Origin of the sequence: Myroides sp. 1354, assembly GCF_030324495.1 — a bacterium.
Classification (GTDB): Bacteria; Bacteroidota; Bacteroidia; order Flavobacteriales; family Flavobacteriaceae; genus Flavobacterium.
The window spans coordinates 1-14,795 of record NZ_JACAGN010000030.1; the positions used below are offsets into that span (position 1 = coordinate 1).

The following is a 14,795-nucleotide window of genomic DNA, read 5'->3' on the forward strand; positions in this document are numbered from 1 at the left end:
ATTCAACTGATCCAACAATTAGAAGAAGATGATAAGCAGACCATCTTTAAAATTATTGATAAAATGCTTACCAACAAAAAGTTTAAAGACTTCTTCAACAAGAATATAGCTACTCTTTAATTCTTTTAACTAAAATTTAACTATGAGACATATGTGATACATTTGTTACTTATTTGGTAGGTAATAAAAAGAGTAAAACCTCAAAAATTGCAAGCTATTTTATAAATTACAAAACCCGCTAATCTTTCGACTAACGGGTTTTGTATTCTATAATTTATGCGCATTGCACCCGAGGCTTTAGCCGAACTGAACGAAGTTAAATCCGCGCGATCGGGGTTTGTATTCTATAATTTATGTGCACGAATTGCACCCGAGGCTTTAGCTGAATTGCTTGAAGTTAAATCCGCGTGATCCAGGTATCATTAATTCTCTCTCCTTTTTAAAACATTTTTTCTCATCATCTCTGCTTGCAATACAGCATTAAAAGAATAATCCTCAGAAAATATTTTATATACTTCTAATGCCTTTGAAGAATCAAGATATAAAAATTCACTTCCTTTAAATTCATAGAAACAAATAAAGCCCTCTCCTTCTAAGTAATAACTATCTAATGTCGTATCATAATCAATTTCCGAAAAATGATAGATTTGATATTCTACCTCATTAATTATATATTTCTTTTTGTCTATTAGCTCTACTTCATTATAAAAGTTCTTAGTTAAACTACTATCTCTCAGTATTTTTACATTTTTTTCAAACGAATACAATAATTTTAGTTTCTCATTTTCCACTATATAAATCCCTTTCGCATCTAAAGCAAATTTAAATTTATTTCGAATTCCATTATCTCTTTTATATATTGATAATGAATCGCCTTCTAGCAAAACCTTGTATATTACATACTTGTCTTTTATTGTATTTTTATTCCAAATATCCACTGTAAAGTAATTATATTCAGTTACTACAATATTATCTTGTTTACATGAAAAAAAAAGAAAAAATACACATCCTAAAAAAAAACTCTCATAATTAAAATTATTTATAACTTCCTGCGAAATTCCACATCATTTTTTTCAATTGATTGCCACTATATTGCTTACCTGAACTCCACTTAGAATTCGCTGATTCAATACCTTTAAATCCTTTTGTATTAAACAATAAACTTGAAGCATCTGACCCAAATTGAGCTTGTGCATGACCTGCATGTTTAAGAGCATTTTTATAATGATTTAATATATGTGGATCAATGTTACTTTTATTAAAACTATAATCATCCAAATAATCTTTAGTACTATGATCACCATGCAAAAAAGTTTCATGAAAAATAGTTACAGTTCTGCCTATAATAGCTTTTACCATATCATTTTTATTACTAAAATTTCTAGTATCGTAAGAATTACCATCAGATGAATCAACAATTGGATTACTATTAATAGTAAATAGAATTTCAGCTCTACCTTCTTGAATAGAACTAGAAGTATTCCCTCCAACATCTCTACCTAAATCTTTCGATTCAAAAACTATATCTATCCCTTTACTATGATATTTCCCATCCTTATTAAAAGTATGTTCTCCAACAACATCTCCTTTTTTTGCATAATCACTTAAAAAGGCTTTTCCCTCTTCAGTTGATGCAAATGTATTTAATGCTTGATTATTTACGAAGTTTTCTTTAATTGAATTACCTACAATTATCCCTTCACCAATCATTCCCGTAGGATCCGTAAAGTTTATAGGATTATTAAACGTATACGCATAAGGATTCCAACTTGGCATCTTCTCCGCCAACGGGTCCACACTCAACCACATCTACTCCTTCTTTTGCTCTCACATACTAAACCTTGACTTTACAAAACCAACTGCCCCTATAAAAATAAGGTTTATTTGATTAAAAAGATCTACTAAAGAAGATTACAAGCTATTTTATAAAAGAAAAACCCACTTATCTTTCGACTAGCGGGTTTTTCTTCTTTATAATTGATGCGCACGGACTGCAAGTCCAAGCGATCAGGTTTTTTTGAATATCAAAAACTATAACATTTTTATATTATAATATTTTATCATATTAAAATCTCCTGATTTCAATGCTTGATAAAAACTTTCTTTATCTTCAAAAAGTTTTTCAATTTCATAAGGATCATGTATCATTCCATAAACAGCTCCTTTTTGATCCATCGAAAGGTAATTTCCATCTCCTAAATCTTTAATTACATAAAATTCCCCCTCATCAACATTTATCTTAAACGTAATATCGATATCTAATTGACTTAGAATATCGTTATCAACATTACCCATTATTTTTTTTAAATGATCTTTATCTATATTAACATAAGGTACTTCTCTTAAATATTCAACATTTATGTTTTCTAAATCAAACAAAACTTCTTTAAATTCTCCTTCTATTCTGTAACCTATTAAAATACCATCATATAAATCAAGCGCCATTACTTTATAACTTTGATCAAGTAAATTACAAATTTTTATACCTATAAGTTGATAATTAATCTCTTTCTTTATATACAATTTAGAAAGCTCTAAATCGACAATCATGCGCTTCCATCCATGTCCCAAAAGTTCATTTGGCACAATATCTAATATGAATTTTGGAGTAATTTGATTATTCAAAAACGAATATTTTAAAGGTAGTTTTTTGACTACAGCTTTTAATAATTCAAATTCCCATCTTTGCATATTATTTTTTCTCTTTTTTTTAAATATATTAAACATTAGTATCCAAAAGTATTTCCATTTTTAATTTCTTGTTTTATCTCTTTAGGTAAGAATCTAAACCTATATGAATCATGTATTGAATGCTGTATTGAATTAAGCGGCTGTAAATTCAATCTATTATTTTTCAACCAATTAGGAGCCCAAGTAGCTCTCTGAGGAATAAAACGATGATGAAGTTCTTCATAAACCTTAAATACATTACCATTAGACATCCTTATTGGTTGATATATTGGCTTTGTTCGTGTTGCCCAATATGCCGCCTTATACTGGGAAAACGTTTTACCTTCCCAATGAATTGACTTCGGGGTTCTACTCTGACTTGGAGTTCCTGCAGACCCCATATCACCTCCAAAATTATTAATTTTATCTAACCACAATGAATGTGCTGCATATGCTGTCCAATCCCTAGAACCATCTGACCTTGTAGAAGCATCCATAGCTTGACTATGTGTATTCATAACTTGAGTACCTCCTCCTATATCTGAAATAGCTTGAGTCAAACTATTTGATTGTCTTGTCTGATTAGGAGTTCCTTCATCCCCTAGATATCCTTGTAATTCAGGATCTCCAACAATGATTTCAGTTTTAGGCTTACTTGAAAACAAAGATGTAAATGAATTCCACGCTCTCGAAAACCAACTATCTTTTTCTCCTGTTCCTTCCGCACTCATCCCAGTCGGATCCACCAAATTAACAGGATTGTTATGTACATAATGATACGGATTCCATCCTGGGAACTCTTCCGCCAACGGGTCCACACTCAACCACATCTACTCTTTCTTTTGCTCGCGCGAACTCAACCTAGGAGTTACTAGACCATCTATTTCGATAAAAGTAAGATTTTATTTAGTTGAAAGCGACTTATTAAAGAAAAGTATAATCTTTTTTATAAACGAAACCCGCTAATCTTTTGACTAACGGGTTTTCCTCTTTTATTTAGACGCACGGACTGCACCCGAGGCTTTAGCCGAACTGAACGAAGTTAAATCCGAGCGATTGCAATAGACCTACTATCATCTCCTATAAAGCATTGAACATTGTTTCAAAGTATTGTCCATTCACAGCACACCCCACGCAATCGGGTAGTTCTAAATTTACATCACTCATTGCCTATCTTTAATATTTACTTTTAAGTAAATATTTTTTTCCCCACAACTATTGACTCTATAAATAATGAGTTCATTTGAATTTATTTTTTTTGTTATAATATCACCCTTTTTAATTTCTGTTGGGGCATAAAAAGTATAGCTATTTAAAACAAGTTTATTTCCTTTTTCATCATAAAAGCGACACCTTAATGCAGGAGTTATTTCAACTTTATCCACTACAAAATATATATCTCTATTTAGTTCTACATTTCTATTTTTAATGTTTAAAAAATAAGTGATTAAGAGAACAATACATAAAAAGGCAATTAAAAAAAATATGATAGATTTTTTCAAAACATAAGTTATTTATTTTTTAGTAAATTGTGATTTAAATACTGGATAAGTATAATTAATGCCACCTGTAATACCCCCTCCAATTGCTGCTCCTCCACTAATGCTTCCACTAATCCAAGTTGGAGCAGTTACAAATGGACTATCAGAAAAGCCTACAGACACAGTTGCTGCTCCTCCTACAACTATACCAATACCTCCACTACCATAAGCTCCCCATCCTAAAATATTTTTAGAAGCCTCTCCAGGTGACAAATTTCTCATATCTGATACAGCATATGTACCAACTGTAATCCCCATTAAAGCATCTGCAGAAACTTTTGAGCCAATTTGCCCTCCAGCAGTATAACTTACATAAGGAAGCAAACTAGCATCATGGCCTCTTGTAATCCAATCAAAATTAATTCCTGAATTAACACCTAAAATTGCTGTAGCGGATGATGAAAATGTTTTTCCAATTTTATCAGGAACAATCATTCTAGCCAAAGGCGAATGCCATAGATTAGATGCTCGTTCAGAATAATCTTTTTCAGCTACAACATAAACTGATTCAACAACTCCATCTGCTCTCTCAGTTGAAAAGCCCATTCCGGATCCTGCTCTAGAATAAGAAATCCCTCCACTTTTATTATCTATTGACCAAGAACCATCCTCTCCCTTATTGATTTTGTGATCCCTAAACCAACCTGTTTTTATATCATTCTCTTTCGCCCAGGCCTTTGCTTCTTTTTTAGATTCAAACATTCCCGTAGGATCCGTAAAATTAATTGGATTATTAAATCCATAACGATACGGTGTCCAATTAGGAGCGTTCTCCGCCAACGGGTCCACATTCATCCATCGACCAATAGCCGCATCGTAGTTCCTTGCTCCATAATCATACAAATTCAATCCCAGCTCCTCTTGATTTTCTTTTCCATTATACTGATACTTATAGTTTTGGGCTATCGTATTATTCTTCTCATTATACCCCTGATGTGCCAATCCAAAAGGATAATAGTTCGTTTCTTCAATGATCTCACCAACGTCTATTTTGTCGTTTTTATTCGCATCCGAGTAACTTAGGCGGTGTTACCCAAAGTTAAAGATAACTAACTTTTGAATTATAAATAGACTTTGGTAAACGAATACGAAAACACACCAACAATAAAGTCTTGTCCCATGTCATGGATACCTACATCCAAAATTTTAAAACAAAACAAGCGTTTACTAAATAACACTCAAGCTATTTTATAAACAAAACCCGCTAATCTTTCGACTAACGGGTTCTTCTTTTTTTATAATTGATTCGCACGGACTGCACCCGAAGCTTTAACCGAATAGAGCGAAGTTAAGTCCAAACAACCTGAGAAATACCTTTCTCTATAAACCATATTCCTTCTTTGATTCAAAAACAAATTTCGCCACTTTACTATTGTATTTAAACACATATTTAATAGTTCCGTTATAGACAAACTCTTTGTTACTATCATCATAAAAGACCATATCATAAATGCCTACATAAAATATTAATTCTTGTCTATCTATTTCTGGGCTAGATAAGCGATAAAAAATAGATTTAGAGTGAATATTATTGACTATAGGCAAGTTAAATTGTATTTTATCATTTACTAGTTCTATTTCATAATCAAAGCACTTATTATTACAATCACAAAAACCACATGTAAAATATAATATATCCTGTTCCAAGATAAATCCTTCTTTTAATGCTACTTTATAACAATCATTAATTATATAAGTATATAAATCACTCATTTTTTGTCCTCTCATTTCAGTAAGCGTCATAAGTGTAATTAGCGATAATGCGAATGTATATATTTTTTTCATAGACTTATAAATCATTTAAATGTTGAGATAGGAATAGTTGCAATGACTCCTTTATTATTATATATGTAAATAATTTGGTTTCTCATCGCAGGTACATATTGTATTCTACTACCAGCAACAGTAATATCTTGTTTTGAAGGAGGTTGTTTCCATCTAGCTACATAAGATTCTCCATTTATAGTAAAATCCTCAGTACCACTGGGATGACTATGATAATCATTTTCACCTATTGTTACTAATTGTTTTCCATCAGTTGTTTTACTTGCTTTAGACTCTTTCGTATTATAAACCCCATTTTTACCAAATGAACCTGAATACTCCCTATTATTTGCAAGACTTGTACCACCTAATCCATCGTCTTTTATAGATCCTAGCATCGCTTTCATACTATCTGTATTCTTTATTTCAACAACATTTTTCATATGCTCTCCTGTTAAATTTCCAGAAGAAATTTCACTTTCTGTCATAACAGCGGCACTAGTCGTTATTGGTTGCGTTGTCCCTTTTTGTGGCGAACTACCATTTCCATACATTTGATCTGCTGTTTGGGTAGTTTTTATTACAAAGTTTCTATCTGGGTCATTATTTATTGTTCTATAAATCTCCTTACCCTGCTCATTATAATAAATATCATCCTCATACATTCCCGTAGGATCTATATATCTAATTGGATTATTAAATCCATAACGATACGGTGTCCAATTAGGAGCGTTCTCCGCCAACGGGTCCACATTCATCCATCGACCAATAGCCGCATCGTAGTTCCTTGCTCCATAATCATACAAATTCAATCCCAGCTCCTCTTGATTTTCTTTGCACTACGTGCGGTATCTTCGTCCAAAGCTCATCGCTTTTTCCTCGATAATATATTGGTACTTATAGTTTTGGGCTATCGTATTATTCTTCTCATTATACCCCTGATGTGCCAATCCAAAGGGATAATAGTTCGTTTCTTCAATGATCTCACCAACGTCGATCTTGTCGTTTTTATTTGCATCCGAGTAACTTAGGCGGTGTTACCAAAGTTAAAAATAACTAACTTTTGAATTATAAATAGACTTTGGTTAACGAATATGAAAACACACCAACAATAAAGTCTTATTCCATATCATGGATACCTACATCCAAAATTTAAAAACGAAACAAACATTTGCTAAATAACGCTCAAGCTATTTTATAAAAGAAACCCCGCTAATCTAAAAATAAAAGACTAACGGATTTTTCTTTTTTATTTAGACGCACGGACTGCACCCGAGGCTTTAGCCGAAAGGCTTCAAGTTAAGTCCACGCACAATCATTTTAAGAAAAAATATCAACGTCATATATTTATTTACTTTTTATTTTTCTCATCTTCAATTGCTTTTTCATATAATGGTGCTATTTCCAATATAATCTTTTCTCCATTTCGAAAAACTTGTATCAATGAATCTCCTGTCATCTTACTAATAGAATCTCCTACTTGCACTTTATCCCAAAAATAAGGATGAATTGCTCTATTTCTCCCATTCCGAAATATTATCATTGTACTATTATGGTTTTCTTTATCAATATATTTTCCATTTATGCTTCCTTGATAACTATCAATTATCTCTCTGTGATAGTTCTCTTGCAATACAGACAAAACATTTTTTTTACTAATCACTAAATAAATTGTAAAAACAAAAAATCCAACCATTAATACAAATAACATTATTTTTTTATTTTCCTCCATAATTAATTATTATAATTTCCAGACCCAAGTTTTAGAAGAGCTAATTGTTCCGCCAATTCTGACACTCTTAAAACCTACATCAATAGCAGGATATTGTGATGATTGTCCAGCTCTATTATAAAGATAAGGTCGCGATTGAGAATCGGTACGATTTCCATAATCAAAAAATCCATTCCCCTGTGTTCCCCCCGTTTCAAAACCAGCTCCAATTGGTCCAAGACTAACACCCAAATTAATAGAGTTTCCCATACCATTAAAATCATTAATTCCAAAAGTCTGAGTATTTGTTGGAGACACTACACCTGCAGTAATACCTGAACCACCTCCAACCCCAGAATATCCATTAAATGAGAAATAAATCCCCTTATCTCCAAAATTATCAGCTACTAATCCTAAAGTAAATCCAATGCCTCCACCAACTGCACCTCCAACAGTAAAGCCTGCAAAAACACCTCCTGTATTGGCTGGATTCATAATTGTTGTTCCTCCTTCTGTTTTAACATTAGTCGTCAAATCAACTTTATTTCCATTTCCATCTGTTACATTTTTTCCTTGGAAGTTATATTGATATGCTACTTTTTTTGCAATTTTTCCAATCAATGTGAAACTCTCTCCTAAGTATTGCTTTTTCATTCCTGGATAAGACTTATCAGCATCTTCTTGGCTATTAATAGTTTCATCATAAGTATATGTTGATTCTCCATTTTTTTTCTCCGATTTCACCCAGCCATCCGCACTCATCCCCGTAGGATCCACCAAATTAACAGGATTATTGTGTACGTAATGATACGGATTCCATCCTGGAAAATCTTCCGCCAATGGGTCCACAATCAACCACCTCTACTCCTTCTTTTGTTCGCGTGAACTCAATCTTAGATTTACAAGACCAACTGTCCATATAAAAATAAGGTTTATTTGATTGAAAAAGACTTTCCAAAGAAAAATTCAATCTATTTTATAAAATATAAAACCCGCTAGCCATTAGACTAGCGGGTTTTGTGTTTTTTTATAATTTATGCACACGTACTGCACCCGAGGCTTCAGCCGAAGGGCTTGAAGTTAAATCCGTACGATTGGAGTAATATAGTATAATTATTGTCGAACATACCAATCATTTTCATACTGGTTGAAAGTATAATTGTACATCTTAACCATTGGGGTGTTCGAATTTTTATTTAATTTTAAAAGAAATGGCCTTCTTTCCATCTCAAATGGATTAATAAAAATATTGTTCTCCTTATCTACTTTTAAATACACAAAATTATATTTTGTATACTCCTTTATAATAGTCGTTAATTCTTCATCCGTCAAAGTTCCCGTTACAAACACATCATGTAGAGCATCTCTTTTGCTAATCTCACTTATATTATTACTCCATTTATTGAACGTAACAAAAAACAAAGTAGTTCCTATATTATCTTCTTGATTCTCACTTACTATATAAATAGTTTCTGTAAACGTATGTTGACGAATTTCGATTGTATAACCTTTAAATACACTAAAATCTTCTTTTCCATATTGATTTATAAATGAATCTATCTCTTTTTTTGTAATCTCGCGTTGCTCACAACTAACAAAAACGCACAATACTATTAATACTATCATGTATTTTAATCTAATTAAAAATCTCATTTATTTTCTCATTAATCTAAAATTATTTCTCTGTGCAAAAAAGCACCTTTGACTATAAACTCTTGATCATCTTTAGAGTCCAATTGTGGTTGATACCCATTCTCTTTAGCATTTATTAAGCTATTTATATGAGCTCCAATCTTTAGAGTCATATACTCAAACCCTAAGGAATACCCTGTTGCGGCCCACAAGAAATTACCAAAATTACTTAGATTATGTATCATAAAATCATCTTCAGGTAAAGACAAAGATCTATCAGCATCCTTAAACTTATTTACTAGCTCCGAATATGTATAATCAAATGATTGATTGCCTTTACTATTTTGATAAAAACTCGTATAAGAAGAATTATTAGAATCAAATCCTCCTTGTACATAGATCATGCTTATTATACTACTTTTACTAACAAATTCAACTTTATTAATAAGTCCATCTCTTATAGATTTTGGGTCTTCAACAGGATCAGCAAACCAATAATTTTGTCTTGAACCAGTTTTAGAATTTTCAACAACTAATTTATCCGGTTGCTTCGTTTCATCGATTCTTACAAAGTTACCTTTCTCATCAAAAACAAAATCATCTTCCAACATACCTGTAGGATCAGTATATTTCAATGGATTGTTATACCCATATCGATACGGAGTCCAATTAACTGCTTGTTCCGCCAACGGGTCCACACTCAACCACATCCACCCTTCCTTTTGCTCGCGCGAACTCAACCTTGGATTTACAAAACCAAGTGCCCCTATAAAAATATGGTTTATTTGGTTGGAAAAGAACAACTAAAGAAAATTACAAGCTATTTTATAAAAGAAAACCCGCTAGTCTAATGGCTAACGGGTTTTGTATTCTATAATTTATGTGTACGGACTGCACCCGAGGCTTTAGCCGAAGGGCTTGAAGTTAAATCCGCGTAATTAAGATTACTTTTCATCTAAGAGATCTGGAAAAGGAGGTCCATCACTATAAATGAAATTAACGAATATAGGTTTCTTCTCTTTACACACTTCTAGCAATTCAATTAATCTATTCAATAATAATACAGCTTGATTATCAAAAAAAGAAAATTCCGTAATTATACCGTTTTCCTCCAAAGTGATAAAAAATTCTACATAATCTCGAAAACCTGAATTATCATTCACTCCATCAACTTCATTTTTTATGCGTTGAAATACAGTAAAAATCTCTTTCGCTCTTTCTTTCGTGATTCTAATTTTATTAAACTCTCTTGTATCCCTAGTTCTATTAATATCCTTATACAATAACATGGTAGGGTCTGAATCAATATAATAAGTAAATATTGTATCTCTAACTTCATAACTAAAATCAATACTCCAATCTTGAGCAAGTGAAGCATTGTTTTTTATTAAAATAAATAGAATCAATAATATTTTTTTCATAGCATTTTTCAATTACTTATTTGACGTCCTACTAGTAGTTCTTTTTTGATTATATCATCACTCTTTTGAATTCCCTTTTTCTGATAATAACTTTTCATAGAATCAAAAAAAGTTTTTAATAGGTAATTATCTCTTTCATCTTGAAAATGTTGCTTTAAATTTGCTCTTTGAGGATAATATCCTTTTTTATCATCTCCCGCTTTATAATAATCATCCACATACTTAATTAAATCTTTATCTAAATTACTTAAATCTAACTTACCATTATCCATAAAATCCTGTCCATCTAAACGTACATGAATAAAACTTTCATGCGCAATATCTTCTAGATACCTTTCCGTCAAGCCTCCATTTTTAGATAGGAATACTGTACTGACAAACCGTCCATTTTCCATAACAGACTTTACACCTGCATCTCTAAATCTATTGTCATTTGCCTTATAAACTAAATCCATTTTTTTATTATGATACTTCCCATTTTCTTTAAAAGTATAGCCTCCTATTGTTTGACCTTTTTTAGCATAATCTGCTAAAATTTACGTCCTTCATCCGATCCAGCAAAAAATTCAAAAGCATCCACTAAATTTTGATTTACATAATTTCCTTGAGAGTTTTTACTATATATCCAAGAAAAATCTATTTCTTCTCCTTTAGGATCAATAAACATCATAGGATTATTATTAACATAGGTATACAAGGAAATATTTGGATATTTCTCCGCCAACGGATCCACACTCAACCACATCTACTCCTTCTTTTGCTCGCGCGAACTCAACCTTGGCTTTACAAGACCAACTTGTCCCTATAAAAATAAGATTTTATTTAGTTGAAAGCGACTTATTCAAGAAAATTACAAGCTATTTTATAAAACAAAACCCGCTAATAGACAGCGGGTTTTTCTTCTTTTATAATTAGACGCACGGACTGCACCCGAGGCTTCAGCCGAACTGAACGAAGTTAAGTCCGCGCGATCGGGTCATTACTTAAACAAACGAAACTACAAAGTATTATGTAACACAAAACCCGTTAATCTTTCGACTAACGGGTTTTGTATTCTATAATTTATGCGCACGGACTACACCCGAGGCTTTAGCCGAATTGAACGAAGTTAAGTCCGCGCGATCGGGGCACTTAATTAGGTAAACTTACTTTTTCAGTCTCTTTAAAAGTTGCATTTAAAGTCTCAAAAAAATCTTTATAATATGGAAATTGTTTAATGGATTCCGAAATTTGTTTTGCAAATTGATCCTCCGAAAGCAATTCATTTTTGATTAAAAACAAATCGTAATAAACTTCTTCTTCGAATATTTTTTTCTCTTCTATATACTTCTCAATAGATAGTTCAATATCCTTCAATTTACTTAACCTACAGCTTTCTTCCCCGCATAATTTCGATTCAAAATAATATAAATACATTTGCTTCTTGTACGGTTTTTTAAAATCATCTTCTTTTAACGAAAGGACAAACTTTTCACCTTCTACAAATTGATTTAAAATAAGTAAAATAGAAATCTTCAGTTCAACCGACACTTCCTTTGTATTTTCACATAAGAAAGAATTTCCCAAGTAATCAAGAGACTCTTTCAACAAATATTCATCTTGACTCAATGTCATATATGTATTATATTTATCTAAAGCTTCAGATAAATTTTCTTTACAGACTTCATCACTTATTACCTGACCTTTACAACTTATGCATAAAAAGCATAATAAAACTTGTACAAAAATTATAGTTTTTTTATAAATCATATATCTTAATTATTTATAGGACGAGATGGCGTGTAAGTATGATTGTAATTCAAAGGAACAATTCCAAACCTACTAACAGGAACAGCTCCACTACCATCAGATTTAACATTAATCCATCCCCCTTTAACATTAACATCTGGGAAATAATTAAATCCTCTACTCGAATAAATTTTTGAAGCTGGTAATAAAATACTTCCATTTATATTACTCGTCCCTGTCTCTGTTACTATAGTTCCCTTATTATATCTTACATCTCTTAATCCTGTTGTAAACTCTTCTCCTCCAAAGTTAATCGTTGCTAACCCTGTCACATTCACATTCTCACTTCCTGTTGCACTTCCTTTTACCGATACTCCAATATCAATCCCATTGAAAGTTTTATCATACATTCCCGTCTCCATATCAAAAGAGGAACTTACGTTTGCACTAATTTTAATATTTGAAGTTGCCGAAACTGTCGATAGACCTGCTGAATGCTCATCTAAAACAATTCTTCCCATTTTTTTTGTATTTAAAGAAGGGTATGAAAGATTCCATCCTAAATCCTTAAGAATAGAATTATCGTCTTTACCTACATAACTATGTCCCTCAGGAGTATCTTTAGGAGAAGACACATTATTATCCCAAATATACTCTCTCGTAGATTTGTTTTTTATCCAATCATCACTCTCCTCCGCACTCATCCCCGTCGGGTCACTCAAATTAATCGGGTTATTATGTACATAATGATACGGATTCCATCCTGGGAACTCTTCTGCCAACGGGTCCACACTCAACCACATCTACTCCTTCTTTTGCTCGCGCGAACTCAACCTTGGCTTTACAAGACCAACTTGTCCCTATAAAAATAAGATTTTATTTAGTTGAAAGCGACTTATTCAAGAAAATTACAAGCTATTTTATAAAAAACAAACCCGCTAGTCTTTAGATTAGCGGGTTTTTCGTTTTTTATTTATGCGCACGGATTGCACCCGAGGCTTCAGCCGAATTGAACGAAGTTAAATCCGCGCGATCGGGTTAAGTATTGTTAATTACTTTGTATGCAATCTTTTTAAAACGGCTCCATTATCTTTACAAATCTCAATATAAAAAACTCCACCGTCTAAATTTGGATGTAAATTCCCTTCAATACACCAAATGGAATCATTTTCCAAGTAAACATTATAAGGACGCTGATTTATGATTAATTCTTTTGTATAAATATTAAAAAGAATTACCTCTGCTATTTTAACAGCTGTTTCTGCATTTGGAACATATCCATCTTCTTTATTAATATCATTAAACGTTGAATAATTGATAGGTATTTTTACAACCTTAAAAATACTATCAGACAAGACAACATTATCATCATTTAAAACTCTGCTATTGTTTTTCGTACATGATATTAATAATATAGCTAATGATACCATGTATATTTTATTTATACTTTTTTTCATAATTACATTAATTGAAACCAAAATATTGATAACTATTTTTATGCTGTTCTCTCTTTTCTGCTGGAGTTAAAGATTTCACTGCTGTATTGTCTTTTGGTTGATTATTATTTTGTCTATTTGGATCATTTGGATCACTTGGTAATTTGTTAGAAATAATACTAACTTCAGTAGTTTTGTAATTGTATTTTAATAAAGAACCATCAGGAGTCGATAAATAAGAATCTACTTCGTTATTATAAGCATTCCATTTATCTCTGCTTGAAAAATTATTATTATCATACTCTCTATCATAAGCACCATGAGAATGAATACTAGCTTCTTTTTTTGTTCCTGATGGATTTCCATGTCCACCAGATACAGTTTTATCATTGCTTCCCACATATCCTTCAGTGTAGCTATAATAAGTCTTTCCATTTTTTTTAAATGAATAGATGGTTGAAGAAATTTCTTTATTTTTTATGATTGAGGTTCCATTATAGTATTCACCAAAATCCTTAGCGGCTAAATCTCTACTTTTAAATTCATCACCTGGCCCATCTAACATTTCTGCACTCATCCCCGTAGGATCCACCAGATTAACAGGATTATTGTGTACATAATGGTATGGATTCCATCCTGGGAATTTCTCCGCCAACGGGTCCACATTCATCCATCGACCAATAGCCACATCATAGTTCCTTGCTCCATAATCATACAAGTTCAGTCCTAGCTCCTCTTGTAACTCCTTGGCATTATATTGGTACTTATAGTTTTGGGCTATCGTATTATTCTTCTCATTATACCCCTGATGTGCTAATCCAAAGGGATAATAGTTCGTCTCTTCAATGATCTCACCAACGTCGATCTTGTCGTTTTTATTCGCATCCGAGTA

Annotated in this window: 18 protein-coding genes and 1 pseudogene; all 19 read right to left on the reverse strand. The window is 32.1% G+C overall.

Translation table 11 applies throughout. From position 1 onward, the window contains the following. Positions 1–422: 422 nt before the first annotated feature. Entirely contained in the window at positions 423–938 is a 516-nt protein-coding gene (locus tag HX004_RS17355; RefSeq protein ID WP_286444077.1) for a hypothetical protein, read from the reverse strand. 97 nt (positions 939–1,035) lie between these two features. Then, positions 1,036–1,809, reverse strand: coding sequence for an RHS repeat domain-containing protein (locus tag HX004_RS17360; protein ID WP_286444079.1), 774 nt, complete (start codon positions 1,807–1,809; stop codon positions 1,036–1,038). Positions 1,810–2,031: 222 nt separating this feature from the next. After that, a complete protein-coding gene (locus tag HX004_RS17365) occupies positions 2,032–2,691 on the reverse strand; it encodes a hypothetical protein (protein ID WP_286444080.1) in 660 nt (219 codons plus the stop codon). Positions 2,692–2,726: 35 nt separating this feature from the next. Then, entirely contained in the window at positions 2,727–3,500 is a 774-nt protein-coding gene (locus HX004_RS17370; protein WP_286444081.1) for an RHS repeat-associated core domain-containing protein, read from the reverse strand. A gap of 333 nt (positions 3,501–3,833) precedes the next feature. Continuing rightward, positions 3,834–4,172, reverse strand: coding sequence for a hypothetical protein (locus HX004_RS17375; protein ID WP_286444083.1), 339 nt, complete (start codon positions 4,170–4,172; stop codon positions 3,834–3,836). Positions 4,173–4,184: 12 nt separating this feature from the next. Then, positions 4,185–5,201 (reverse strand): RHS repeat-associated core domain-containing protein, encoded by a 1,017-nt coding sequence (locus HX004_RS17380; protein WP_353620071.1) that lies wholly within the window; start codon positions 5,199–5,201, stop codon positions 4,185–4,187. Between the two features lie 330 nt (positions 5,202–5,531). After that, positions 5,532–5,996: a hypothetical protein gene (locus HX004_RS17385; protein WP_286444085.1), complete on the reverse strand. Its 465-nt coding sequence runs from the start codon at positions 5,994–5,996 to the stop codon at positions 5,532–5,534. A gap of 11 nt (positions 5,997–6,007) precedes the next feature. Beyond that, positions 6,008–6,796, reverse strand: a pseudogene (locus HX004_RS17390) (RHS repeat protein); the annotation flags it as partial. A 530-nt stretch (positions 6,797–7,326) separates the two neighbouring features. Continuing rightward, positions 7,327–7,707, reverse strand: coding sequence for a hypothetical protein (locus HX004_RS17395; RefSeq protein WP_286444087.1), 381 nt, complete (start codon positions 7,705–7,707; stop codon positions 7,327–7,329). A 9-nt stretch (positions 7,708–7,716) separates the two neighbouring features. Next, on the reverse strand, positions 7,717–8,535 hold the full coding sequence (locus HX004_RS17400) for an RHS repeat-associated core domain-containing protein (RefSeq protein WP_286444106.1): 819 nt from the start codon (positions 8,533–8,535) through the stop codon (positions 7,717–7,719). Between the two features lie 264 nt (positions 8,536–8,799). Continuing rightward, a complete protein-coding gene (locus HX004_RS17405; RefSeq protein WP_286444088.1) occupies positions 8,800–9,312 on the reverse strand; it encodes a hypothetical protein in 513 nt (170 codons plus the stop codon). A gap of 38 nt (positions 9,313–9,350) precedes the next feature. Next, the gene (locus HX004_RS17410; RefSeq protein WP_286444089.1) at positions 9,351–10,028 is read right to left on the reverse strand and encodes a hypothetical protein; all 678 of its coding nucleotides are present in this window, start codon (positions 10,026–10,028) and stop codon (positions 9,351–9,353) included. Between the two features lie 234 nt (positions 10,029–10,262). Then, on the reverse strand, positions 10,263–10,739 hold the full coding sequence (locus HX004_RS17415) for a hypothetical protein (RefSeq protein WP_286444091.1): 477 nt from the start codon (positions 10,737–10,739) through the stop codon (positions 10,263–10,265). 8 nt (positions 10,740–10,747) lie between these two features. Continuing rightward, complete coding sequence (locus tag HX004_RS17420; protein ID WP_286444093.1) at positions 10,748–11,194, reverse strand: hypothetical protein; 447 nt, start codon at positions 11,192–11,194, stop codon at positions 10,748–10,750. Positions 11,195–11,268: 74 nt separating this feature from the next. Continuing rightward, positions 11,269–11,484, reverse strand: coding sequence for a hypothetical protein (locus HX004_RS17425; protein WP_286444095.1), 216 nt, complete (start codon positions 11,482–11,484; stop codon positions 11,269–11,271). Positions 11,485–11,870: 386 nt separating this feature from the next. Further along, positions 11,871–12,488, reverse strand: coding sequence for a hypothetical protein (locus HX004_RS17430; protein WP_286444098.1), 618 nt, complete (start codon positions 12,486–12,488; stop codon positions 11,871–11,873). Positions 12,489–12,493: 5 nt separating this feature from the next. Beyond that, positions 12,494–13,270, reverse strand: a complete 777-nt coding sequence (locus HX004_RS17435) for an RHS repeat-associated core domain-containing protein (protein WP_286444100.1) — start codon at positions 13,268–13,270, stop codon at positions 12,494–12,496. Between the two features lie 249 nt (positions 13,271–13,519). After that, positions 13,520–13,924, reverse strand: a complete 405-nt coding sequence (locus HX004_RS17440; RefSeq protein ID WP_286444102.1) for an NTF2 fold immunity protein — start codon at positions 13,922–13,924, stop codon at positions 13,520–13,522. 7 nt (positions 13,925–13,931) lie between these two features. Further along, positions 13,932–14,795, reverse strand: an 864-nt coding sequence (locus HX004_RS17445) for a DUF4329 domain-containing protein (protein WP_286444103.1), incomplete at its 5' end; no start/stop codon positions are given.

Coding starts and splice junctions, on each gene's coding strand:
- HX004_RS17405 (WP_286444088.1), bottom strand. CDS start 9,312: ATGATAGTATTAATAGTATTGTGCGTTTTTGTTAGTTGTGAGCAACGC.
- HX004_RS17395 (WP_286444087.1), bottom strand. CDS start 7,707: ATGGAGGAAAATAAAAAAATAATGTTATTTGTATTAATGGTTGGATTT.
- HX004_RS17360 (WP_286444079.1), bottom strand. CDS start 1,809: ATGTGGTTGAGTGTGGACCCGTTGGCGGAGAAGATGCCAAGTTGGAAT.
- HX004_RS17385 (WP_286444085.1), bottom strand. CDS start 5,996: ATGAAAAAAATATATACATTCGCATTATCGCTAATTACACTTATGACG.
- HX004_RS17430 (WP_286444098.1), bottom strand. CDS start 12,488: ATGATTTATAAAAAAACTATAATTTTTGTACAAGTTTTATTATGCTTT.
- HX004_RS17425 (WP_286444095.1), bottom strand. CDS start 11,484: ATGTGGTTGAGTGTGGATCCGTTGGCGGAGAAATATCCAAATATTTCC.
- HX004_RS17420 (WP_286444093.1), bottom strand. CDS start 11,194: ATGGATTTAGTTTATAAGGCAAATGACAATAGATTTAGAGATGCAGGT.
- HX004_RS17410 (WP_286444089.1), bottom strand. CDS start 10,028: ATGTGGTTGAGTGTGGACCCGTTGGCGGAACAAGCAGTTAATTGGACT.
- HX004_RS17415 (WP_286444091.1), bottom strand. CDS start 10,739: ATGAAAAAAATATTATTGATTCTATTTATTTTAATAAAAAACAATGCT.
- HX004_RS17370 (WP_286444081.1), bottom strand. CDS start 3,500: ATGTGGTTGAGTGTGGACCCGTTGGCGGAAGAGTTCCCAGGATGGAAT.
- HX004_RS17435 (WP_286444100.1), bottom strand. CDS start 13,270: ATGTGGTTGAGTGTGGACCCGTTGGCAGAAGAGTTCCCAGGATGGAAT.
- HX004_RS17440 (WP_286444102.1), bottom strand. CDS start 13,924: ATGAAAAAAAGTATAAATAAAATATACATGGTATCATTAGCTATATTA.
- HX004_RS17365 (WP_286444080.1), bottom strand. CDS start 2,691: ATGCAAAGATGGGAATTTGAATTATTAAAAGCTGTAGTCAAAAAACTA.